Consider the following 23,675-nt stretch of genomic DNA (forward strand, 5'->3'; position numbering starts at 1 on the left):
CCGCACATCCTGAGAGCATCAGCAGCGCGATCAACCATCGTGACATGGTGAACAGTGTAAAGGGTTCACCGTGCGTCTCAGCAACTTTCGATGCGTTCGATTGAGTTCCCGCATCGAGGCGAAGCGAGCAGTCCGAGCAGACTCAACCCTGTGCGGATGTCTTTCGGAGCGTCACGGCAACGCAACAGGATGCGTCGCCGCGAAAGACTCTCACGGGTCAGAGCCGGGCGAGAATCTCCTCGCGCTTGCGCGCGAACTCCTCGGACGTGATGAGTCCGTCGTTGGCCATCCGTTGCAGGTCCGCCAGGGCCTTCACGGGGTCTCCGTGAGCCGGGGCACTCACGGCCTGCACAGGGTCCGCCCCCACGATGAAGACCTTCTGCGGCTCGCTCGGGTCCAGCCGCACCTTGACCCGCCGCCCGGCCTCCATCGCCGGCACATCCCAGGCGTCCAATCGGTCCTCCAACCGCACTTCAAACGGCGCATGCCCCGCGCGTCGAACCTCCAAGGTCACCGCGAAGACGGGCGTGCCGTGGATGCGCAGCTGCGTTCGTTGCACCTGGAGCACCGTGGCCTCCGCCGGCTCTCCTGTCTGGCGGATCTGCTCGTCCCGCTGTCGCGCCCGAATCGAGCGCGACAGGATGAACCAGCCGAGGAACGCGAACAGCCCCCAGCTGCAGAACAGCATGACTCTGACAGCAACCTCCTCCACGCATCACCTCAAGACTGGACCGTGTCCGACTACGCGAGCACACACACCGCAGATGCCTCTTAGCGAGGCGATTTTCCAAGCCACGCACCCAAGCGTCGATCGAGCACGGGCGCCGCCTGGTCGACCGCCTCCCAGGTGTCGTCATCCAGCACGGGCTCATCGTGCCCGAAAGGCCCTCGACGACTGCCGAAGGTCGCCTTGAGGTCCTCCGTCAGCCAGAGACCATTCATGTTGTGGAACCAGCGGTAGGCCAGAGTTCGAAGTCCCGGCGCGTCCCGCAGGTGGTCGTCCCACAAGCCCCGCGGGAGCGCCTGTTTGACGAAGCGCGACCCTTGGACCTCCCGTCGCGCCACCGCGGCGAGCAGCTCCTGATGCGCCGGGAAGCGCTCGGGAACCAGCAGGCCTCGCGTGGCGGCGTAGCCCACGAAGAGTCCGGTCGTGATGTCCGGGTAGCGCGCCAGCGCCCTCGCGCCCCTCACGGAGAGGGTGGCCGAGACGCCGTCATCGAACTCGAGTTCAAGCTCCAGGTGCCCATCGGTGTCGAGCGCCCAGGTCCAGAACGCCACGGTCAGCTCATCCTCGTCCGCGAAGGCGGCACGGCGGCCCGTCGGCGGTCCCAGCACCCGCACGACCTCGTCCTCCGAGGCCGCCTTCCAGGGCACACCCAGGACCGTCTCTCCCACCGCGGCGCGAACCCACGCGGTGGAGACATACGGGATGAAGGTCTTGGCCGTCTTCTGCTGCGGAGGAAAGGCGTCGTTGAGGATGTCGTGCGAGAAGACGAGTTCGACGCCCTGCTTGGGAGCCGAGACGTTCGCGGAGTCCGTATTCTCCGAGGTGGACCGGGGCACCTTCTTGCCCAGCACCTCCGTCACGTAGGCGATGACCTCGGGCGCATCGGCCCGCCGTCCCAGCACCCCGGCCAGGCGCTGCGTCTTCGGCCCCAGCTTCGCCAGCACCTCCGTCGGAGTGAATCGCGGAGCAGCCACCGCGCCCGAGGCCAGCGGTGCATCGCCATCGAGCCAGGCCGCGAAGTCGAAGTCCTCCCCCTTCGGAACCTTGACCTTGTGCTGCTTCAGCCACGCGACCAGCGCCGCGCGACCCGACGAATCCGCTTCATCGAGTTCGTCGAGCCCCGTCTCGCCCTGCGCCCACAGCGACAGGAACTCCTCGAGGCTGTTCGCGACCGTCCTCGCTTCGCCCTCCGAGCCCAGCAAGGCCACCGCGGCTCGCTTCATCGTCTCCGGGCGGATGAGCGCGACCAACGAACCATCTGGAAGCCCCAGGAACATGAAGCCATCACGCCGGAGCCGCTCCGCCTTCGCCGGATTCCACTCCGTGGGGATGGCCTCGGCCGCCAGTCCATCGAATGAGCCCAGCGAGCCGTGGTCCTGCTCAGCCACCCAGGCACCGAACTTCGTGAGCAAGGCTGGAACGTCATGCCCCGAGGGCGCCGCGGAGAGATTCACGAAGTACTTCGTCATGAGGGGTCGCTACAGCCTCCTGCGCCCGAGCATAACGCATGAGCCCTCCGCCCCTCGCGCGAGCACGCGTGCAGGTCAGGAGGCCACTGCGCTCGGGCTTGGGGACAGGCTCGACAGGATGCTCATCCGCGAGGGACCGCCGAAGACCGAGGCAGGCACTCCGAGGACTCCGTGCGCCAGCAGTTCATCGAAGGAGCACGGCGACGTGGCGAAGTACCCGACGCAGCGCGAGGCACGAAGCTCGGGCCTGCGGGCCGTGGAGGCATCCAGGGTGCGCGCACGCTCGGCGAGCAGCGCGCGGACCTGTTGCGGACGCGAGGCGTGTTCCGTGAGGGCCGCGTAGCCGATGCGCAGCTTCTGCTCGTCCTTCGGCAGCGGTGCGAAGACGGAGCGCACCTCCTCCCGCCATCGCTCGGGCGTGAGGCACAACCCCACGTGGTCGGGGATGAGCCACCCCTTCGAGAGCGAGACGAGGACGAACGCGAGTTCCTCCTGCAACAGCCGAAGCACCCACGGAGTCGGCGGTGTCGCGTATGCGGAATCCATGAGCAGCACTCGCTTGTTCGGCTCCGCGCGGACCCACGCTTCCACCTTCTCTGCGTCCTCGCGCGGCGGCGTGAGGCCCCACGGTTTGAGCGGCTCGCAGAGGAGGAGCGCCTCGCACTGGTCGAGCGGCGGCAGGCCCTCTCTCGCGGAGAAGCGCAGGACATGCACGCCTGCCTCTTCGGCGAGCCGGAGGTACACCGGATACACGTCGGCGGGGATTGCCACCCGAGCGTTGCGCGATGCGAGCCACCCGAACAGCGCTCGCAAGGAGCGGCGCACGCCGTGACTCACCTGAGTGCGGGACTTGAGCCCGGCATCGAGCCCGAGCTGCGCGAGGAATCGCTCCGCGACGTGACATCGATACGGCGCTTCGGGATGTGCCGACGGAGCGATGGCGGCGAACGACGACGCCAGGCTCCGGTAGACGTTGAGTTCCGACAGGTCCACCAGCTCGGGGCGGCTGGCGCGCAACGAGTCTCGCAGCGCGAGGAAGGCGTCGTGGTTCATCGGTGCAGCTCCGAGGCCGGATCTTCCAGCGACGCCAGGCAGGTTCCATCACTCATGAGATTCCACGAGCGCACCCGGCCATTCGTTCGCTCCCAACCGACCGAGGGCTCGGTATAGGCCGCGACGCGGAGCACTCGGCCCGCGACTTCTCCCTCGAACACCGGGCTCCCCCACGGCAACTCGGCCACCTGTCGGAGGCCCGCTTCATCCATCGCGCGGAGCACGACTTCGAGAGGCACCTGGTTCGCGGCACAGAACTGATTCACCGAGCTCGGTGCCCAGGCGCTCTCGGAGAGGCTGGAGACGTAGAGTTCCTTGAAGCAGACCTCGTGAAACCCTTCGCGCGCGCTGCGCTCGAGATACGCACGGACCTTGGACACGACATCCACGCCGCCACGCTGAAGCACGCAGATGGCTCGGGTGCGCAGCCCTGGGGTGCTCGCGAGCGGAGTCGCGTCAATCGACAACCCCATGATGCGCGCGTCGTCCTCGCGCGTGACGCCGTGCCGGCTGATGGCCAGCGTGGTGAGCCCCTCGTCACGCAGGGCACGCACCTGCTCCGAGTCGAGGCGCGCGCCGTTCGTGATGAGGAGTGTCTTGGGATATCGCTCGGCGAGGCCCCGGACCAAGGCGCGCAACTGGCTCCAGGCCAAGAGCGTCGGCTCGCCGCCTCCGGTGATGACGGCGCGCTCCGCCCCGCGTGACCGAGCGAGGTCCGCCCACGCCAACTGGACTTCGAGCGAGGCACTCCGCTGCCGCGCGAGGTCCGAGACGCTGGCCTTCGAGAAACAGAACGCACATTTCGCCTGACACGCCCGCGCCACCGGCAGCACCGAGAAGCTGCGAGGCCTGCAGCTTGCCCAAGGGGTCAGCCCCGCGTCGTCGAGCATGAAGGCCTGAGCGGTCACCTCTTCGTGAATCGTGGGACGCAGCGTTCCGTCGTCCGCGACCCAAGCCACACCGCTCAACGGCACCTCCGGAGAGGGCCAGTGCCAGCCGATTCCCGTCCCCGTGACGTCGTTGGTGCGCATGGCATGGGCACCCGAGGTCGGCAGGCGTGCGCGCAACGCGACCACGCGATCCTTCGCGCGCCCCAGCTTCGCCACCAACCGTCGAGCCTTCTCGAGCCCAGGCACCCAGGACTCGTCCTCCTTCAACATGTAGAACGCACCGGGGAAGGTCGACTCCGCGATGAGCGCCTTCGAGTACCGCATGCGGTAGCGATCAAATCCGCGCAGCCAGTTCGAGAGCGGGATGAAGGCGACGAAGGCAGTGTCCATGACGCCGCCACTGTCGCAGCATCCCAGCTTAGTGTCAATCAGACACCAACCATCCACCGGGCCGCTCGGGGACCTGCTTCAGCGAGAGCAGCGGACGCCCAGACGAGGGTGTCGTGGGAGTCCGATGCGACCGAGGCCGTGCGCGGTGCTACTCGAAGACGGAGAGCTGCCCGAGCGAGCGAAGCTCCGCCGTCGTGTCCTTCGGGGTCGCGCGCAGCCGGACCTGCGACACCGCCGTCGCGCCCGTGAGGTCCACCTCCATGAAGCGCTGCACGCCCGTGCCGGCCAGGAGGTTCGCCAGGGGCAACCACTGCGTGCCATCCACGCTTCCCTCCAACACCACCTCGGTCATGGTGCCCGCGATTTCAAAGTTGCGCAGCACGGCCTTGCGCAGCACCGCGGGCCGCGCGAGCCGCAGCGAGACGTCTCGAACCCCCGTCTTGAAGAGCACGAGCCCCGCGAGGCCACCGTTCGTGAGGGCGCAGGGCGTCCCCGCGTCCTGGTACACGCATGTCGCGCCACGGCTGATTGGAACACGGGCACGGCGCGGCATCGCCAGCTCATCGCTGGAGTAGGCGATCGTGAGGGTCTCGCTCCCCACCTTCGCTGTGCGCTCGACGCTGAGGGTGGCCTTGAGGCCGTCCATGTCCTCGAGGACGTAGTCGCTCACATGCGTCGGCGAGGACGCCTTGGCCACCTGCCAGGCCATCTGAACGCTCGAAGGCCCGAGCATCAGCGAATGCTCATCCGTGCCGGCCCCGTGCGTCGCGGACAAGGGACGGAAGCCCACGCTCACGCCCTGCGCATCCACGGTGGAGGTCAGTCCGCCGGTCCACTCCTGGAGGGCGGGCAGCGCGTAGTCCAACTGCTGGATGAGGAAGAAGGCCGAGACACTTCGGCCCTGCGTCTGCGTGGGTGAGCGCGCCACGAAGCACCGCGCGATGCTCCCATTGCGCGTGTCCGCGCCCAGCAGGTCCATCTTGAACGTGCCGTCGGAGCCAGTCTTCGCCGACCGCCAGCTCGACGTGAACGCCGCGAACGCACAGGAGGAGTTCTCGCTGCGGTAGACCTTCAGCAACGCGCTCGAGAGCGGCGCACCGGCCTCGTCCAGGAGCCGCCCACTCAAGACGATGTCCTGGTCCTGTGCCACCTTGCTCTCGGTACAGCCCCCCAGCATCGCCAGCACACCGACCGTCAACGTATGCATTCGTCGCATGCGGTTCTCCTTCTCGATTGAGGCTCGGGCTCTGTGCAAGACCGGTGCAGAGCGCGCTTCACTCTGGGGACGCGCGCGTGGGCCCGTCCACTCGTGACACGTTCGTCATGGAGAGTTCCCTACGCGGGTGCCACCGGCTCTTCGCGGTGTGGCCGACTCGACCGGGTGCGGGTCCGCACACGAATCGCATCCCAACCTCGGCGCACGGGTGTCCACGGAGCCCCAGGCCCAGCGCAATCACCCCGTGGCTCGCGAGTAGGAAGGGAACCTCATGTCTCCATCCCAGCTCGCGCCCCCGCGGTCTCCCTCCACGTTGCGGGCATGCCATTCATTGCCGATGCTTCGAGCCATGGCCTCCATGAACCTCGGCACGCTCGCGTCGCTGCTCTTCGCGTCCTTCTCCTCGGCTTGCGTCACCCAGACCGTGGCCACGCCGAAGCCACCCGCCGCGGAGGTCCGAGTGAAGTCGGGCGCGGACCTCGATGACACGGTCCATCGCCTCATGACGCAGGCCCGGCTCCCAGGGCTCGCGGTCGCCATCCTCCAGGATGGACAGGTTCAGTCGCTGAAGGCCTATGGCGTCCGGGACGTGAGCCAATCCGCTCCGCTGCGAACCGACACCGTCATGTACGGCGCATCGCTGACCAAGGTCGTGTTCACCTATCTGGTCCTGCAGCTCGTCGACGAAGGCGTGCTCACGTTGGACACGCCCATCGAGCGATATCTGAAGAAGCCCCTGCCCTCGTATCCGAAGTACGCGGACCTCGCGGGGGATCCACGCTGGAAGCAGCTCACACCGCGCATGCTGTTGAGTCACACGTCCGGCTTCCCCAACTTCCGCTTCCTCAATCCAGACGGGAAGCTCGACTTCAAGTTCGACCCGGGCACGCGCTACGCCTACTCCGGCGAAGGCATCAACCTGCTGCAGTTCGTCCTGGAGGACGCGGGGCTGGGGCTCGATGTGGGGCAGGAGATGAAGCGCCGCATCTTCGACCGCTTCGGAATGCACCGCACCAGCATGGTCTGGCGCGACGACTTCGAGTCCAACGTCGTCACCGGCTACGACGAGCACGGCACCGCGCAGGTCCACAAGCGGCGGGAGAGCGTCCGCGCCGCGGGCTCCATGGACACGACCGTGGAGGACTACGCGCGGTTTCTCTCAGTGCTCGTCCGCGGCGAGGGGCTCTCCGCCAAGGCCCACGCGGAGATGCTGACCTCGCAGCTCGCCATCTCCACGGCGCACCAGTTTCCGACGCTGCTCACCGAGACCGACGCTCGCAATCAGGACATCGCCTTGTCGGCCGGGCTGGGGGTCGTCGTGTTCCACGGGCGTGCGGGCCCGGCGTACTTCAAGGGCGGCCATGACGAATGGACAGACAACTTCGTCCTCTGCCTGGAACAGGGCCAGCGCTGCGTGTTGATGCTCTCGAACAGCGTGAAGGGCCCTCAGGTGTTTCCCGCGCTCGTGGAGGCCATCCTGGGCCCCACCGACATGCCGTGGCGATGGGAGTACAATCCACCGCCCGCGGAGTGAGCCGTGCCGTGGGTCGAGCATGGAGGGGTACACCCTCGAAGTGCGGTCGCGAGAATTTTCAGGAGGCATGTCGATCTCTTGAAGGGTCATTCGACGTCACCATGAAACGGCGACTCCAACCCAACCGAGACCCCATCCATGGCCACCGCGAAGAAGACCGCCCCCCGCAAGACCGTGAAGAAGACCGCCCCCCCCAAGGCCGCCACGGCGAAGAAGGCCCCCGTCGCGAAGAAGGCTCCCGCCGCGAAGAAGAGCCCCGCGGCGGCCAAGCCCGCCCCCAAGGTCGCCAAGGCACCCTCGACCACCAAGGCCTCTCCGTCCCAGGGCGCGGCGGTGGATGCGTTCATCGCCAAGATGGAGCCGTGGCAGCAGGACCTCGCGCGGGCCCTCTCGGCGCTCGTCGCTTCCGTGGCACCGAAGGCCTCGGCCTATGTGAAGTGGGGCCACCCCATCTGGGACCATGCGGGCCCCTTCGTGCTCGCGAAGCCGGCCAAGGCCCATCTGACCATCGGGCTCTGGCGCGGTGGCCAGCTCCGCGACCCGGACCACATCCTGGAGGGCGACGGCGAAGGGATGCGGTTCGTGCGGCTCCGCTCCGGCCAGCAGCTCCCTGCCTCCCTCGCGACGCTGCTGCGCGAGGCCGTGGCGCTCAACAACAAGCTCGGCGACCCGCTGAAGCGCTGAGGTCGCCTCATCCACGCGGAGGGGCGCAGGGGACGCCCCGGATACATCGAGGGACGCGGACGGCGCCCCTCAGGCCTTGAGCGACGCGCCCAGCAGGAGCCGCTCGCAGAGGGCCGGGAAGTCGATGCCCCGCCCCGCGGCAATCTTGGGCAGCAGGCTGCTGGCCGTCATTCCGGGCAGCGTGTTGATCTCCAGCAGGAACACGTCTCCGCTCTCCGTCACGATGACGTCCGAGCGCGACGCGCCCGCACACCCCAGCGACTGGTGCGCGGCGAGGCAGACCGCGTTCACCCGCTCGTACTGCGCGGGCTCCAGCGGGGCCGGGAAGAGGTACTGCGTGCCACTGCCAGCCTTGTACTTGGCCTCGTAGTCGTAGAACTCGCGGGCGGCGCGCACCTCGATGACGCCCAGGGCCTCGTTGTCCAGCACGGCGCCCTGCACCTCACGGCCCTTGATGAACTGCTCCACCAGCAGGGTGCCCGCGTACTTCGCGGCGTCCTCCACCGCGGCCACGTACGCCTCGCGCGTCTTGCAGATGTGCACGCCCACGCTGCTGCCTTCGCGGCTGGGCTTCACCACCACCGGGAAGCCGAAGGGCAGCGAGTCCACCGCCGCGAGCGCCGCCTCCGCCGTCTGGAAGGCCCGGTACGGCGGCGTGGGGATGCCGCGCGCGACGAAGATTTCCTTCGCGTAGACCTTGTCCATGCCCACCGCGGACGCCATCACTCCGCTGCCCGTGTAGGGGATGAACATGCACTCCAAGAGCCCCTGGAGGCACCCGTCCTCGCCGTAGCGGCCGTGCACCGCCAGCCACGCCACGTCCACCTTCTCCGCGAGGAGGCGCGCGGGCAGGTCCTTGCCCACGTCGATGTCCACCACGTCGTAGCCCAACCCCTTGAGCGCCCCGGAGACGGCCGCGCCGGTGCGCAAGCTCACCTCGCGCTCCGCGGACAGACCGCCCTGAAGGACGGCCACGCGCTTCGTCTTGAGTTCGGCCTGGGTGAAGCCTCGGGTGCCTCGGGTCATGGCAGGAACACTCCCACGCGCTTGACTTCGGGTTTCATGTCGACGCCCGTCGCCTCGTGCACCCGCTGCTGCATGAGGGTGATGAGGCCCAGCACGTCGCGGGCAGCGGCGCCGCCCAGGTTGACGATCCAGTTCGCGTGCAAGGTGGACACCTGCGCGCGCCCCAGGGTGTGCCCCTTCAGGGACACGAGTTCAATCAATCGGCCCGCGAAGTCGCCCGGCGGGTTGGTGAACACGCTGCCGAAGTTGGGCTGGCTGAGCGGCTGCGTCCGCTTGCGGTAGCCCAGGTCCGCGTCCATGGCCGCCTTGCTCGCCACCACGTCGCCCTTGCGCAGCGCGAAGCGGACCCGCGTCACCACGCCCCCCTCGGGAAGCGAGGCGTGCCGGTACTCGTGCGGCACCTGCGCCTTGGACAGCCACCCCACCCCATCCGCCGTGGCCACCTCGATGGCCTCCACCACGCGGAAGCACTCGCCGTTCTTCGTGCCCGCGTTCATCGCCACCGCGCCCCCCAGCGTCCCGGGGATGCCCGCGAGGAACTCCGCGCCCACCAGGCCGTTGGCGCGCATCAGGTTGACCAGCCGGACGATGGCCGAGCCCGTGCCGAGCGTCAGCCGCCCCTCCTCGGGCCCCACGTCCACCTGCTCGGGGAACAGGTCTCCCGGCACGCGCACCGTGACGCCCGGCACGCCGCCGTCGCCCACCAGCGTGTTGGCCCCGCCGCCCAGCACCGTGAGGGGCATGCCCTCGTCGCGCACGAGCCGCAGCAGCGCCACCAGCGCGTCGGGTGAGCGGGGACGCACCAGCGCCTCGGCCGCCCCACCCGCGCGCACGCTCGTGTGCGGCGCCAGGGGCTCGCCCGCCTTCACCTCACAACCCTCCAGCCGCGCCACGCGCGCGGCCAGAGCGGTGCTCACGCCCGCCTCGACCATGGTCTATGCCTTCGCCAGCCCGGAGGCGTTGAGCAGCGTCAGCAGCTCCGGCCCCACCTGGGTGATGTCGCCCGCGCCCAGGGTGAGCACAAGGTCACCCGGACGCAGCCGCTCCTGGAGCGCCCGCGCCAGGTCCGTGCGCTTCTCCACGAACGTGACGTCTCGATGTCCGTGCGCGCGAATGGCATCCGCCAGCGCGTCGCCCGTGGCGCCCGGGATGCGCTCCTCGCCCGCCGCGTAGACGCTGGTGACGAACAGCACGTCCGCGTCGTTGAACGACGTGGCGAACTCCTTCATCAGGTCATGCGTGCGCGTGTAGCGGTGCGGCTGGAAGGCCACCACCACGCGACGGCCAAACGCCTTGCGCGCCCCGGCCAGGGTGGCCATCACTTCCGTGGGGTGGTGCCCGTAGTCATCCACCACCGTGACGCCCGCGGACTCGCCGCGCACCGTGAAGCGCCGCTGCACGCCCCCGAACTCGGCGAGCGCGCCGCGCACCGTCTCCAGCGGGATGTCCATCTCCTCCGCCACGGCGATGACGGCCAGCGCGTTGAAGGCGTTGTGCGCGCCCACCATGCGGACGCGGAACTCGCCCAGCGGCTCATCGCGGCGGAACGCATGGAAGGTGGTGGTGAAGCCGTCGAGCGAGATGCCCTCCAGCCGGTAGTCCGCCATGTGCGAGCTGCCGTAGGTGACGAAGCGCTTCTCGATGCGCGGCAGGAGCGCCTGGACGTTGGGGTTGTCCAGGCACAGCACGTTGAGCCCGTAGAAGGGCACCCGGTTGCAGAACTCCACGAAGGCCGTCTGGAGCGCGTCCAGCGTCCCGTAGTGGTCCATGTGCTCCGGGTCGATGTTGGTGACGATGGAGATGGAGGGGTGCAGCTTGAGGAAGCTGCCGTCGCTCTCGTCCGCCTCCACCACCATCAGCTCGCTCTTGCCGAGCTTGGCGTTGGAGTCGAGCACGTTCACCTTGCCGCCCACCACCGCGGTGGGATCCAACCCCGCGGCGGACAACACGGTGGCCACCATGGACGTCGTCGTCGTCTTGCCGTGGCTGCCCGCCACCGCGACGGCGTACTTCAGGCGCATCAGCTCCGCGAGCATCTCCGCGCGAGGGATGACGGGAATCTTCCGCTGACGCGCCGCCACCACCTCGGGGTTGTCCTTGCGCACGGCGGACGAGATGACCACCACGTCCGCGTGCACCAGGTTCTCGGCGCGGTGCCCCTCGAAGAGCGTGGCGCCCAGCTTCGCGAGCCGCCGGGTGATGTCGCTCTCCTTCATGTCCGAGCCGGACACGCGGTAGCCGAGGTTGAGCAGCACCTCGGCGATGCCGCTCATGCCAATGCCGCCAATCCCCACGAAGTGCACATGCGCCGCGTGGCGCGTCTTGAACAGGCTGACAGGCTTGCTGGGGGGGGACCGGGTCACGACTCGCTCCTGGGGGCCTTCTTCTCTTCTCGCGCGCCGCGGTCCCGGCCCGAGGGGCCGTAGGCCTGCACCATCAAGTCCACGCACACGTCCGCCAGTTCCTTGGCGGCCTCGGGCCGACCCAAGAGGGCCGCCCGCTTCTCCATCTGCTTCAACTTCGCCGGCTCGGACATCAGCGCGCGGAGCGTCTCCGCCAGCTTCTGCCCCGTCAGCTCCGACTCGCGGAACATCATCGCCGCGCCCGCGTCCACCAGGGCCTTGGCGTTGACCTCCTGGTGGTTGTCCGTGGCCTGCGGGAAGGGAATCAGGATGCTGGCCTTCTTGCACACCGTCAGCTCGGCCAGCGTGGTGGCTCCGGCGCGACACACGACGAGGTCCGCCCGCGCGTACGCGGAGGACATGTCATCGATGAAGTCCACCACCGTCGCGTGGAAGCCCTTGTCCGCGTAGCTCTGGCGCACGCTCTCCACATCGTTCTTCCCCGTCTGGTGGAAGAACGAGAGCTGCTCCTTCAGGTCGCCCAGATGCTCCAGCGCCTCCAACATGCGCGCGTTGACGCCGCGAGCGCCCAGGCTGCCGCCGAAGATGAGCAGCGAGAAGTGCTCATGCGCGGCGCTGCTGCGCAGGTAGTTGTCCATCAGCTTGCGGCGGATGGGATTGCCGATGAGCTGGACCTTCTTCTCGGGGAAGAAGCGGCGCGCCTCGTCGAAGGCGGTGAACACCACGCGCACCACGCGCCCCAACAGCTTGTTGGTGATGCCGGGCAGCGCGTTCTGCTCCTGGATGGCCGTGGGGATGCCCATCAGCCACGCGGCCAGCACCACCGGCCCGCTCGCGTAGCCGCCCACGCCCACCACCACGTCGGGCTTCTGGCGCGCGAGGATGCGGAAGGACTCGATGAACGCCAGCGGCAGCGCGAGCAGCCCCTTCAAGAGGCCCACGAGTCCCTTGCCCTTGAGGCCCTGCACCTTCACCAACTCCAGCGGATAGCCCTCGCGCGGCACCACGCGGGACTCCAGCCCGCGCTCCGTGCCCACGAAGACGACCTCGTTCGCGTGGTGGCGCGTCACCACCTCTTCCGCGAGCGCGATGCCCGGAAACAGATGGCCGCCCGTCCCACCGCCGGCGATGAGTACCTTCACGCGGTCACCCCCCGAACATCCGAACCCGCCCGCACGGGGCGATTGACCGCTCCCTGCGCGCTCGCGCTCAACGACAACAGCACACCGGCCGCGGCCATCAGCACCACCAGGGATGTTCCTCCGTAGGACACGAAGGGCAGCGTCAGCCCCTTCGTCGGCAACAGGCCCATGGCCACGGACATGTTCACGGTGGCCTGGAACGCGATGATGGAGGTGATGCCCAGGCCCAGGTACGTGCCGAAGGTCTCGCCCGCCGCGAGGCTCGCGCGGACGCCCCGCCACAGCACCACCCCGTACAGCAGCACCAGCAGCCCCACGCCGATGAGCCCCGTCTCTTCTCCGAGGATGGAGAAGATGAAGTCCGTGTGCGCCTCGGGCAGGAAGAACAGCTTCTGCCGCCCGTCACCCAGCCCCAGCCCCGTCACGCCGCCCGAGCCGATGGACATGAGCGACTCGGCGACTTGATAGCCCACGTCGTGCCGGTGCGCCCACGGGTCCAGGAAGGCCAGGATGCGCTTCATGCGGTACGGGCTGGTCGCGATGGCGACGTATGCCATGGGCAGCGCCAGCAGCACCGAGCCCACCAGGTAGCTGAGCTTCGTGCCCGCCGCGAACAGCAGCACGAAGAGCATGAAGACGAGCAGCACGCTGCTGCCGAAGTCCGGCTGGAGCATGCACAAGAGCACCAGGATGCCGCACAGCGCCAGGTGGGGAAGGAAGCCGATGGAGAACGTGGCCACCTTCTCGCGCTTCTTCGCCAGCGAGTACGACAGGTAGACGACCCAGGCGAACTTGGCGATCTCCGCCGGCTGGAGGCTGAAGCCCGGCAGGCGGATCCACCGGCGCGCGCCACCCGCCGTCGTCCCGATGCCCGGAATGGCCACGGCGATGAGCAGCACGATGGCCAGGAGCAGCAGCGGGTAGGCCAGGCGCGCCAGCCGGCGCCAGCCCAGCTTCATCATCACCGCCATGGCCACCAGCCCCATGCCGGCCGCGCTCAGCTGCCGCTTGAGGAAGTAGAGGCTGTCGCCGAGCTTGTCCTGCGCCAGCACCGCGCTCGCCGAGTACACCATCACCAAGCCCAGCGACACGAGCCCCAGCACCGCGCACAACAGCAGCGGGTCGAACCGCACGGGAGGCGGCGCGGGCGCGGCGGTGGGAGGAGAGGTCTTCATCGGGTCACAGCGCTCTGACCAGGCGCTTGAACACGTCGCCCCGGTCCTCGAAGTTCTTGAACTGATCGTACGACGCGCACGCGGGCGACAGGAGCACCGTGTCTCCCGGCCGAGACAGCTCGCGAGCCCGCGCCACCGCCGCGTCCAGCGTGCCGCACGCATGCACCGGCGCCGCGCCCGCGTAGGCCCGTGCAATCACGTCCGCGTCCTGTCCGATGGTCAAGACGCCCTTCACCTTGCCCCGCCCCGCCTCCACCATGGGCTCGTACGGCGCGCCCTTGCCCTTGCCGCCCGCCACCAGCCACAGGTCGCCCGCGAAGGCGCGCAGCGCCACCAGCACCGAGTCCACGTTGGTGGCCTTGGAGTCGTTCACCCACTCCACGCCGTCCAACACGCGCACGCTCTCCAGCCGGTGCGGCAGGCCCGGGTAGCTGTCCAGGCCCGCCTGCGCCGCGGCCGAGGACACCCCGCCCAGCCGGGCCAGCAGCGTGGCCGCCATGGCGTTCTGCGCGTTGTGCGCCCCGCGCAGCGCGCGGTTCGTCAGCGTGTAGCGCTCGCCCAGGGAGTCCAGGCGGAAGCCCCCAGGCTCCGCCACCGCCAGCCCCGCGAGCTTCGGCGCGGGCGCGACCGGCGTGCCCGTCAGGCTGAAGCCATACACCGGCACGCGCGCGGCCTGAGCCAGCCGCATCACGTCCGCGTCGTCCGCGTTCACCACCGCGAAGTCGGTGCCGTGCTGGTTGCGGAAGATGCGCGCCTTCGCCTCGCCGTACTCCTGGTGGCTCGCGTAGCGGTCCAGGTGGTCCGGCGTGAGGTTGAGCAGCGCCGAGCCATGAGGCCGCAGCGCGTGGATGCCCTCGAGCTGGAAGCTGGACAGCTCCACCACGAGCGAGTCCCAGTCACCGGGGGACAGCGCGGCCTCGGCCAAGGGCCGCCCCAGGTTGCCGCCCACGAACGTGCGCAGCCCCGCGCGCGCATACAGCTCACCGGTCAGCGCCGTGGTGGTGCTCTTGCCGTTGGTGCCCGTGATGCCGATGAGCGGCGTCACCGTGAGGAAGCACGCGGCCAGCTCCACCTCGCCCCAGACGGGCACGCCGGCGTCGCGCGCGGCCTGCAGCTCCGGCAGCGACAGCGGCACGCCGGGGCTCACCACCACCAGGTCCTGGCGCTCGAGCAGTCCCGGAGGCGTGGCCCCCGACACGAGCGTCGCGCCCCGAGACTCCAGCTCCGTCGCCACGTCGCCCAGCGCCTCGCGCGAGCGCGCATCCAGCGCGGTCACCTGGGCGCCCTTCGCGAGCAGCAGGCGGAGGGCCGCCACGCCGCTCTTGGCCAGCCCGAACACCAACACCTTCCGACCGGACAGCGACGTCGTCATGGCCTGCGAAACCTCGCTCGCGCTCAGCGCAGCTTGAGGGACAGGAGCGCCACGCCGCCACAGAGGATGGCGACGATCCAGAAGCGGACGATGATCTTCGGCTCCGCCAGCCCCTTCAACTCGAAGTGGTGATGGACGGGCGCCATCTTGAAGACGCGCTTGCCCGTCATCTTGTACGAGGCCACCTGGATCATCACGCTCAGGGCCTCGGCGAAGAAGATGCCGTGGATGATGGCGGACACGACCTCGTTCTTCGACAGCACCGCCAGCCCGCCCAGCGCGCCACCCAGCGCGAGCGAGCCGATGTCGCCCATGAAGACCGAGGCCGGATACGTGTTGAACCACAGGAACGAGATGCCCGCGCCCACGATGCTCGCGCAGAACACCGCCAGCTCCGCGCCGCCCGGCACCTGCAGGATGCCCAGGTACTTGTAGAGCGGCGTGGCCGTGAGGCGCGCCACCCCGTTCACCGTCTCGGTGTCCGCGATGTGCAGCGTGGTGCCCGCCACGTAGCAGAGCACGCAGAACGTCACGGCCGACACGATGGTGGGCACGATGGCCAGTCCATCCAGGCCGTCCGTGAGGTTCACCGCGTTGGATGTCCCCACCACCACCAGCCAGCCGAACAGGACGTAGAACCAGCCCAGGTCCGGGTTGAACCAGTGCGACGGGATGAACGGCAACGTCAGGCGCGTGTCGATGAGCAGCGTGGGCCCGAACGAGCCATCCGCCTTCGTCCACGTGCACAAGAGCCCGAAGACGGCCACCAGGTAGAAGAAGGTCTGGAGGACCATCTTCTTGCGGCCCGCCAGGCCCTTCGAGTTGCGCTTGGACAGCTTGAGCCAGTCATCCAGGAAGCCGATGAAGCCGTAGCCAAACGTCAACAGCAGCATCACCCAGACGGCGCGGCTCTTGAGGTCCGCGAACAACATCGTCCCGGCCGCGATGCACACGAGGATGAGCGCGCCACCCATGGTGGGCGTGCCCTTCTTCTTCTGGTGCGAGTCCGGCGTGTCCTCGCGCACGTTGCTCTGCCCGTGCTGGGTGAGCCGAAGCCGCGCGATGACCCGAGGCCCGATGAGCATGCCGAGCAGGAGCGCGAACACCCCCGCCGCGATGATGCGGAACGTCGGATAGCGCAGGAAGTTGAGGATGCGCCCCGCTTCCGTGTTCTGGATGGCCTCGTACAAGAAATACAGCACTTAGTGGCTCCCTCCAGGAGCGGCCGTGCCCGTCAGGGAGGCCACCACCCGCTCCAGCCGCATGCCGCGACTGGCCTTCACCAGCACCACGTCGCCCGAGCGCAGCCGGGGCTTCAACCACGCCACCAGCGGCTCGACTTCCGTGAAGTGCGCCGCGGCCTCACCCAGGCCCGCGGACTCGAACCCTCGCGAGGAGCGCGGCCCGAAGAAGGCCGCGAGCGACACCTGCCGCCCCGCCTGCACCCCCAGCTTCGCGTGCTCCTCCAGCTCCCCGGGGCCCAGCTCCAACATGTCCCCGAGCACCACCACCTGCCGGCCGCCCTCGGGCACCAGCGTGGCCAGTGTCGCCAGCGCGGCCTCCATCGAGGCGGGGTTGGCGTTGTAGCAATCGTCCACCACCGTCACGCCGCCCTGCCCGTCCAACACATTCAGGCGCCGCGAGTACGGCCGCGCCTGCGCCAGGCCGCGCGCGCACTCCTCGGGCGTGTACCCCAGCGCCAGCGCCACCGCGAAGGCCGCCGTGGCGTTCTGCGCGTTGTGCGGTCCCACGAAGTGCAGCCGCACCCGCCAGTCCACGCCCGCGTGCCGCACCGTGGCCACCATGCCGTCGCGCCCGAGCGTCTCCACGGCCACGAGCCGCACGTCGGCGCCCTCGGCCCGCCCGAACGTCAGCCGCTTCGCTGGCGAGCCCGCGGCCTGCGCGGCCACCAGCGCGTCATCCAGGTTCACCACCGCCGTCGCGCGCGCGGACAGCTCGCGGAACAGCTCGCCCTCCGCGTCCGCCACGCCCTGGAGGCTGCCCAGCCCCTCCAGGTGCTCGGGCTGCACCACGGTGATGGCGCCCGCGTCCGGCCGCACCACGCGGGTGAGCCGCTCAATCTCACCGGGCCGGTTCATCCCGACCTCGATGACGGCCGCCACGTGTTGAGGCTCGAGGCGGAAGAGCGTCAACGGGACGCCCACCTCGTTGTTGAAGTTGCCCTCGGTCTTCAGGGCGGGGCCGCGCACGGCGAGGATGGCGCCCACCATCTCCTTGGTGGTCGTCTTGCCGTTGCTGCCCCCCACCGCCGCCACCGGGATGTCGAAGCGCATCCGGTGGTGGCGCCCCAGGCCGCCGAGCGCGGCCAGGGTGTCATCGACCTCGAACAGCGCGAAGCCCTCGGGCAGGGAGGGAAGCCCCCGCCCGCGCTTCACCACCGCGCCCGCCGCGCCGCCGCGTGCCGCACCGTCCACGAAGTCGTGGGCGTCGAACCGCTCGCCCTGGAGTGCCACGAAGAGGCACCCCGGGGAGAGCGTCCGCGTGTCCGTGGAGACCGCGGAGAAGCCGGTGGGGACCGGCTCGCCGCGCCGGGTGGCCCCGGTCGCCTGAACCACCTCGTCGTCGGAGAATCGAGCGGCCATAACGGTGTGCGAGCGCGGCGACGGGTGGGCTTCGGCTCAGCCTGGCGTACGGCTCGCCAGCGCCTTGGCCGCCACTTCGCGGTCATCGAAGGTGTGCTTCTGGGCGCCGATGACCTGATGCACCTCGTGGCCCTTGCCCGCGATGAGGACGACGTCTTCCTCCTTCGCCAGGTTGACGGCCTGCTCGATGGCCGCGCGCCGGTCGGCGTCCACCAGGTAGCCCTTCTCGCCGCTCTTCGCCTTGCCCACGGAGATGCGGCGCAGGCCGCCCTTCTCCAGGCCCGGCGTCACCTGCGCGATGATCTCCTCGGGCTCCTCGGTGCGCGGGTTGTCGCTGGTCACCACGGCCAGGTCGGCGCCCTCGGCGGCCACCGCGCCCATCAGCGGACGCTTGCCCTTGTCGCGGTCTCCGCCGCAGCCGAACACCACGATGACGCGGCCCTTGGCCAGCGCGCGCGACGCCTCGATGGAGCGCTTGAGCGCGTCATCCGTGTGGGCGTAGTCCACCAGGACCGCGGGACCCGGCCCGGGGCCGTAGTTCTCCACGCGCTCCATGCGGCCATCCACGCGCGACATGCGCTCGATGCCGTCCTGCACATCGCGGCGCGAGAAGCCCGCGCCCAGGCCGATTCCCGCCGCCAGGAGGATGTTCTCCAGGTTGTGGGGCCCGAGCAGCTTGCTCTTCACGGGGATGTCACCCGCGGGCGTCTTGAGCGTGGCCTTGATGCCCTGGAGCGTGAACGTCGCGTCCGTGGCGGAGACCTCACCGTTGCCCAGGCGGCTGAACTTCCACGCCATGCGCTTCTGGCCGCGCAGCTCGTTGTAGACGCGGCTGGCGTAGGTGTCGTCGCCGTTCACCACGGCCACGCCGGTGGCGGACAGGTTCTCGGCGAAGAGCTTCCGCTTCGCCTGGAAGTAGTCCTCCATGTCCTTGTGGTAGTCGAGGTGGTCGCGGCTCAGGTTGCTGAAGCCGGCGGCCTTGAACGTCAGGCCGTGCACCCGCTCCTGCGCGAGCGCGTGGCTGGAGACCTCCATCACCACCGTCTCCACGCCCGCGTCCACCATCTCCCGGAAGATCCGGTGCAGCTCCAGTGGATCCGGCGTGGTGTTCGGGCTCTCCACCGTCTTGCCGCCGAACTTGTACCCGAGCGTGCCAATCACGCCCGTGGACGCGTAGGCCGCGGTGCTCATGGCCTCCAGCAGGTACGTGGTCGTCGTCTTTCCGTTCGTTCCTGTCACCGCGAGCAGCGTGAGCTTGTCCGCGGGGCGTCCGTAGAAATTGGCGGCGATGAGCGCCAGCGCCTTTCGCGCGCTGCCAACCTTGAAGAAAGGCACCTGGGACGCGGGCACTGGCTTCTCGGAGACCACGGCCACGGCGCCGCGCGACACGGCCTCCCCGATGAACTGGGCACCGTCTTCCCTGGTCCCCGGCACGGCGACGAAGAGGTCCCCCGGCTTCACGCGCCGCGAGTCCTGCGTCACACCGGTGACGTCAACCGCGGAACGGCCGCCCGAGGTCTGCTCGGCTCCACACCCTGCGAGGACATCCGTCAGCTTCATCTCTTCCCCTTCACACGTATTGCAAGCGCGGGGCCTGGAGCGGGCGCGGCCTTATTGCCGCGTGGCAAGCTCCAGCGTCACCCGGGCCCCCTTCTCCACCATTGAGCCGGCGGCGGGGGTTTGAGACACCACACGTCCACTGCCCAGTACCTGTGGCTCCAGAGCCGCGGCCAACAACTGCACCACCGCGTCACGGCCCGCCTGTCCCTGGACGTCTGGCACACGCACCGTGCCAGGCTCCGGGGTCTCGGTCACCGCTTCCGCCAGGGCCGCCTTGATGGGGGCTGCCTTGGCCGAGGCCTTGGACGCCGGGGGAGGCGCCAGGGGAACGGCCGCCGCGACTCCCTCTGGAGGTGCCACCGTCCGAGACGGGGGCACAGCCAGGTGGGCCATGGCGGCGGTTGCGATTTCCTTGAAGGCGGGGGCAGCCACGAGCCCCCCGTATACGTCCGTCTTCGGTTCGTCCACTACGACGAGAATCACAGCACGCGGTGCCTCGGCCGGCACCACGCCGACAAAGGAGGCGATCCGCTTGTCCGAGTACCCCCGCGCCACCGGGTCCGCCTTCTGGGCGGTGCCCGTCTTGCCCGCCACGCGGTACTCCGCCATGGCGGCCCGAGGCGCGGTTCCTCCCTTGTTCACGACGCTCTCGAGCATGCCCACCACCTGCCGAGCCGTCTTCGCGGAGACCACCCGCCGCAGCTCCGTGGGCTGGTTCTCCAGCAAGACTACCCCGTCCGGGTCCACCACTTTGGAGACGAGATAGGGACGCATGAGCACGCCATCGTTGGCCAGTGCACCATAGCCGGCCGCCACCTGAACCGCGGTGGCCGTCATGCCCTGCCCGAAAGATTGGGTGGCCAGGGCCACGTCCGCCTTGGGGAAGGGAATCACGCCCCGCCCCTCGCCGGGCAGCGCCAGGCCGGTGCGCTCCGCGAAGCCGAACGCGTGGTAGGCCGCCACCAGCCGCTCACGGCCCAGCACGTTGGCCACCTTCGCGGTGCCGATGTTCGAGGACACCTGGAGGATGCCCTCGATGTTCAGGTTCCCGTGGGGGTGGGTATCGTTGATGGTGTGCCGGCCCACCGGCCACGCGCCGTTCTCGCAGAAGAACGTCGAGTCGGCGGTGATGAGCTTCTGGTCCAGCGCGGCCGCCATGACGAAGGACTTCATCGTGGAGCCGGGCTCGAAGGTGTCCAGCGCGGCGCGGTTGCGGATGGAGCCGCGGTCGCTCCCCTCGGGAGCGTTGGGGTTGAAGCGGGGGTTGTTGGCCAGGGCGAGCAGCTCGCCGGTGCGCGGATCCAACACCACCACCGTCCCGGCCACCGCGCGGGACTCCTCCACCGCCTTGCTCAGCGCCTTCTCGGCCACGTATTGCAGGTGCCGGTCGAGCGTGAGCGTCACCGAGGCGCCCTGCCGCTCCAGCGGATCCAACGCGCCCTGCACCAGGAGCTTGCGCCCCTTGGCGTCACGGAAGCCGGACAGGCGCGAGTTCTGTCCCGACAGCTCGTCCTCGAAGGCCAGCTCCAGGCCCTCCAGGCCGTGGCCGTCGGTGCCCACCAGGCCCACGACGTGCGCGGCCAGCTCTCGCTGGGGATAGAAGCGCCGGGGCTCCTTGGTGAAGCCCAGGCCCGGGAGCCCCAGCCCCTGGATGGCCTCCACCTCTTGGGGCTTGGCCTGCCGCTTCACCCACGCGAAGCGCTTGGCCCGCGACAGCCGGCCGAACAGCTCGTCCCCGTCCACCTTCAGCACGCGGGCCATGGCGCGCGAGGCCGCGCGCACATCCGGCAGGAGCGAGGGGTCCACCCAGATGGAGTCCACCTCCACGCTCTGGGCCAGGGGCGTGCCGCGCCGGTCGAAGATGTCGCCGCGGCGGGCGGGAATCTCAATCTGACGGACGTACTGGTCCTGGGCGAGCCCGCGCAGCTTGGCCTGCTCGAAGACCTGGAGGAAGACCGCGCGCGCGAAGGCCGTTCCCAACAGCGTCAGGAACAGCCCGAACAGCAGCTGGACCCGAAGCTTGAGCCACTTCGCGTTGGGCTCGGGAGCCCTGGCGGCCTTGAAATCCCTCACCGAGCCGTCCCCCGCTCCGCCACTCGGGTCGAGGGCGCGGCGGCGCGAGCCTCCACCCGAGTCGCCGACGCCGGGGGCCGGCGCGAATCCGCGCCCAGCGACACCACCGCGCCACCCGCGGGCATGGCCATGCCGAGCTGCTCACGCGCCACGCGCTCCAGCCGCACCGGCCCCTTGAGAGTGGCCAGCTCCAGCTTCAGGCGGTCGTTCTCCCGCGCCAGGGCACGGCTCTCGCCCTCCTCCTGGGACAGCCGGTAGCCCATGTCCACGACGAGCACGCGGCTGGTGACGTGGAGGATGCCCACCGCGGCGAACAGCGCGAAGAGGAAGACGGCGGGCAGCAGGTGCAGCAGCACACCCGTCAGGGTCACGGAGCCACGCGGGGACGTCTTGCTCATCGAATCTTCTCCACGCCGCGAAGGTGCGCGCTGCGAGACCGGGGGTTGGCCTCGATTTCCTGCTCGGACGCCGCCACGGCCTTCTTCGTGAGCAGCGCGAAGTCTCCCACGCCCCCGCAGGCGCACACCGGCAAGCCCGGGGGACAGGTGCACTGGCCCGCCAGCGACCGGAAGGCTTCCTTCACCTTGCGGTCCTCCAGCGAGTGAAACGAGATGACGGCGGCGCGCCCGCCCACCTTGAGCAGCTTGGGCAGCGCGGCGAGCAGCGCGTCCAGCGCCTCCAGCTCACCGTTGACGGCCATCCGCAGCGCCTGGAACGTCCGGGTGGCCACGTGGATGCGGGTGGGCCACGCCTTGCGCGGCACCGCGCGCTTGACGACCTCGGCGGCCTCCAGCGTGCGCGTGGGCAGCGCGCGCTTGAGCTCCCGCGCGATGGGCCGGGCGAAGGGCTCCTCGCCCAGGTCCTTGAGGAGAAAGGCCAGGTCGCGCTCGTCCGTGCTGGCGATGAGCTCCGCGGCGGTGGGCCCGTCCGGCCCCATGCGCATGTCCAGCGGGCCATCCTTGGAGAAGGAGAAGCCGCGCTCGGCGACATCGAGTTGGGGCGACGACACGCCCAGGTCCACCAGCACGCCGTCCACCGGCAGCAGGTCCGCGGCCACGCGGAGCAGGTCCCCGAAGTTCCCCTGGCGCGCCTGGAAGCGGGGGCTCCCGCCCACGCGCTGGGTGGCGGCGGCCAGGGCGACAGGGTCCCGGTCGACGCCCACCACGGTCGCACCCGAGGCGAGGAGCGCCTCCGAGTGGCCTCCGCCCCCCAGGGTGCCGTCGAGGATCACCTTCCCCGCTCCCGGCTGCAGCAGCGACACCGTCTCCTGGAGGAGCACGGTCTGATGCTGGAAGTCCAAAGGCTCGCGCGGGGTCAAACGAAGGGTGCGCGCGACAGCGTGAAGGCCGCCCGAGCGTCGTTCATGTGCGGATACATCTCGAAGGTGTCGTGCGCACCGGCCGCGCGGAAGATGGCGGCCAGGTACGGCGACAGGGCGGACAGCTTGAGGTCCCCTCCGGAGCGGCGGAACGCCTCGGCGCGCGCCATCAGCGGCTTCACGCCGCGATAGTTCAGGTGCGACACCTCGTGGAAGTCCAGCACGACCTGCCGAGTGCCGCGGTTCAGCTTGCGCCCGAGGTCCTCGCACAGCTCGGTCAGCTCCTGCTCGCCCAGCTCGCCCTCCAGCATCAGCGTCTCCACCCGCTCGGTTCCCACCGCCGCCACCGCGCCTCGCCGCACCTCCAGAACCTGGTTCATACGCTTGCCACCCTCCCGGTACTTCCGGCTCCTGTCGACTTTCCGACCTACTGCTGGCGCAGCTCGGCGAGCACGCGCATCACGTCCGCGGAGGTGGCTTCCTGGCGCGCTGCTTCCTGCGCCTTCGCCCAGCCCTCGCGACTCCACAGCTCAATCACCTTCACCATCCCCGCCCATACGACGTCCTTCTCCAGCCCCGCGTAGCTGCGCAGGGACGGAGGGATGAGCAGCCGCCCCAACCTGTCCAGGGGGCACTCCTGCGCGCTGGCCACGTACAGGCGCATCAGCGTTTTGACCCCAGGTTCCATGGGGTTGCGCTTCGCCAGGGACGCCTCGAGGGCCTCCCACTCCCGCACCGGGTAGGCATGAAGGCAGGGGTCCAGCGCGGTCGTGAGGATGAGCCGCTCGTCGTACGCGCCGACCAGCGTCTCCCGGAGCTTCGCCGGGAGGCTCGTCCGCCCCTTCGCGTCGACTTGATGCTCATAGACGCCTCGGAACACGCGGGACGATCCACCTTTTCAACCCGCTACGGGAAACTGCGCCACTCCTTCCCACCCCTTACCACCCAACGGGGCATTCATACGCGGCCCCTCCAGGGGGGTCAAGAAACCGCAACAGGTTGAAACAGCGGGGGGCCGGCAAAGGGCCGTGCTCCGGGGCACCTCACCTGACGCGTCACCCGGGTGGCGCGGTGCGGTGG

21 protein-coding genes are annotated in these 23,675 nt (G+C 69.4%); 2 read left to right on the plus strand and 19 right to left on the minus strand.

Annotation, left to right across the window (positions count from 1 at the left end; translation table 11 throughout):
* Positions 1-217: 217 nt before the first annotated feature.
* The 5 genes from JGU66_00335 to JGU66_00355 all read right to left on the minus strand — a co-directional run bounded on the left by JGU66_00335 (position 218) and on the right by JGU66_00355 (position 5,736).
* Entirely contained in the window at positions 218-688 is a 471-nt protein-coding gene (locus JGU66_00335; GenBank protein ID MBJ6759186.1) for a DUF3592 domain-containing protein, read from the minus strand.
* An 83-nt stretch (positions 689-771) separates the two neighbouring features.
* Positions 772-2,196, minus strand: a complete 1,425-nt coding sequence (locus JGU66_00340; GenBank protein MBJ6759187.1) for a hypothetical protein — start codon at positions 2,194-2,196, stop codon at positions 772-774.
* 75 nt (positions 2,197-2,271) lie between these two features.
* Positions 2,272-3,249: a hypothetical protein gene (locus JGU66_00345; protein MBJ6759188.1), complete on the minus strand. Its 978-nt coding sequence runs from the start codon at positions 3,247-3,249 to the stop codon at positions 2,272-2,274.
* Positions 3,246-4,529, minus strand: a complete 1,284-nt coding sequence (locus JGU66_00350) for a radical SAM protein (GenBank protein MBJ6759189.1) — start codon at positions 4,527-4,529, stop codon at positions 3,246-3,248. Before JGU66_00350 ends, JGU66_00345 begins: the two co-directional genes overlap by 4 nt.
* Before the next feature lie 148 nt (positions 4,530-4,677).
* Positions 4,678-5,736, minus strand: coding sequence for a hypothetical protein (locus JGU66_00355; GenBank protein MBJ6759190.1), 1,059 nt, complete (start codon positions 5,734-5,736; stop codon positions 4,678-4,680).
* Positions 5,737-6,094: 358 nt separating this feature from the next.
* Here JGU66_00355 and JGU66_00360 point away from each other — a divergent pair, with 358 nt between their 5' ends.
* Both JGU66_00360 and JGU66_00365 read left to right on the plus strand, forming a co-directional pair.
* Complete coding sequence (locus JGU66_00360; protein MBJ6759191.1) at positions 6,095-7,279, plus strand: beta-lactamase family protein; 1,185 nt, start codon at positions 6,095-6,097, stop codon at positions 7,277-7,279.
* A 138-nt stretch (positions 7,280-7,417) separates the two neighbouring features.
* A complete protein-coding gene (locus JGU66_00365; protein MBJ6759192.1) occupies positions 7,418-7,963 on the plus strand; it encodes a DUF1801 domain-containing protein in 546 nt (181 codons plus the stop codon).
* Between the two features lie 69 nt (positions 7,964-8,032).
* Here JGU66_00365 and JGU66_00370 read toward each other — a convergent pair whose 3' ends face one another.
* Genes JGU66_00370 through mraZ form a run of 14 tightly spaced genes read right to left on the minus strand, consistent with a single transcriptional unit; the run spans position 8,033 to position 23,475 of the window.
* On the minus strand, positions 8,033-8,989 hold the full coding sequence (locus tag JGU66_00370) for a D-alanine--D-alanine ligase (GenBank protein MBJ6759193.1): 957 nt from the start codon (positions 8,987-8,989) through the stop codon (positions 8,033-8,035).
* Positions 8,986-9,921, minus strand: a complete 936-nt coding sequence (locus JGU66_00375) for a UDP-N-acetylmuramate dehydrogenase (protein ID MBJ6759194.1) — start codon at positions 9,919-9,921, stop codon at positions 8,986-8,988. The genes JGU66_00370 and JGU66_00375 overlap by 4 nt, the downstream gene beginning before the upstream one ends.
* A 3-nt stretch (positions 9,922-9,924) precedes the next feature.
* Entirely contained in the window at positions 9,925-11,352 is a 1,428-nt protein-coding gene (locus tag JGU66_00380; protein ID MBJ6759195.1) for a UDP-N-acetylmuramate--L-alanine ligase, read from the minus strand.
* Positions 11,349-12,494, minus strand: a complete 1,146-nt coding sequence (murG, locus tag JGU66_00385; protein ID MBJ6759196.1) for an undecaprenyldiphospho-muramoylpentapeptide beta-N-acetylglucosaminyltransferase — start codon at positions 12,492-12,494, stop codon at positions 11,349-11,351. Before murG ends, JGU66_00380 begins: the two co-directional genes overlap by 4 nt.
* Entirely contained in the window at positions 12,491-13,669 is a 1,179-nt protein-coding gene (ftsW, locus tag JGU66_00390) for a putative lipid II flippase FtsW (protein ID MBJ6759197.1), read from the minus strand. The genes murG and ftsW overlap by 4 nt, the downstream gene beginning before the upstream one ends.
* A gap of 4 nt (positions 13,670-13,673) precedes the next feature.
* Positions 13,674-15,041 (minus strand): UDP-N-acetylmuramoyl-L-alanine--D-glutamate ligase, encoded by a 1,368-nt coding sequence (murD, locus tag JGU66_00395; GenBank protein MBJ6759198.1) that lies wholly within the window; start codon positions 15,039-15,041, stop codon positions 13,674-13,676.
* Between the two features lie 23 nt (positions 15,042-15,064).
* Positions 15,065-16,243, minus strand: a complete 1,179-nt coding sequence (locus tag JGU66_00400) for a phospho-N-acetylmuramoyl-pentapeptide-transferase (GenBank protein ID MBJ6759199.1) — start codon at positions 16,241-16,243, stop codon at positions 15,065-15,067.
* Positions 16,244-17,644 carry a UDP-N-acetylmuramoyl-tripeptide--D-alanyl-D-alanine ligase gene (locus tag JGU66_00405; GenBank protein ID MBJ6759200.1) on the minus strand — a complete coding sequence of 467 codons (1,401 nt, stop codon included), beginning with the start codon at positions 17,642-17,644 and terminating at the stop codon, positions 16,244-16,246.
* Between the two features lie 36 nt (positions 17,645-17,680).
* The gene (locus JGU66_00410; GenBank protein ID MBJ6759201.1) at positions 17,681-19,204 is read right to left on the minus strand and encodes a UDP-N-acetylmuramoyl-L-alanyl-D-glutamate--2,6-diaminopimelate ligase; all 1,524 of its coding nucleotides are present in this window, start codon (positions 19,202-19,204) and stop codon (positions 17,681-17,683) included.
* Between the two features lie 51 nt (positions 19,205-19,255).
* Positions 19,256-21,277: a transpeptidase family protein gene (locus JGU66_00415; protein MBJ6759202.1), complete on the minus strand. Its 2,022-nt coding sequence runs from the start codon at positions 21,275-21,277 to the stop codon at positions 19,256-19,258.
* Positions 21,274-21,675, minus strand: coding sequence for a cell division protein FtsL (locus JGU66_00420; GenBank protein MBJ6759203.1), 402 nt, complete (start codon positions 21,673-21,675; stop codon positions 21,274-21,276). The genes JGU66_00415 and JGU66_00420 overlap by 4 nt, the downstream gene beginning before the upstream one ends.
* Positions 21,672-22,577, minus strand: a complete 906-nt coding sequence (gene rsmH, locus JGU66_00425; protein ID MBJ6759204.1) for a 16S rRNA (cytosine(1402)-N(4))-methyltransferase RsmH — start codon at positions 22,575-22,577, stop codon at positions 21,672-21,674. The genes JGU66_00420 and rsmH overlap by 4 nt, the downstream gene beginning before the upstream one ends.
* Before the next feature lie 14 nt (positions 22,578-22,591).
* On the minus strand, positions 22,592-22,975 hold the full coding sequence (locus JGU66_00430; GenBank protein MBJ6759205.1) for an STAS domain-containing protein: 384 nt from the start codon (positions 22,973-22,975) through the stop codon (positions 22,592-22,594).
* 47 nt (positions 22,976-23,022) lie between these two features.
* Entirely contained in the window at positions 23,023-23,475 is a 453-nt protein-coding gene (gene mraZ, locus JGU66_00435) for a division/cell wall cluster transcriptional repressor MraZ (GenBank protein ID MBJ6759206.1), read from the minus strand.
* Positions 23,476-23,675: the final 200 nt, after the last annotated feature.

Source organism: Myxococcaceae bacterium JPH2 (assembly GCA_016458225.1).
Taxonomy (GTDB): domain Bacteria; phylum Myxococcota; class Myxococcia; order Myxococcales; family Myxococcaceae; genus Citreicoccus.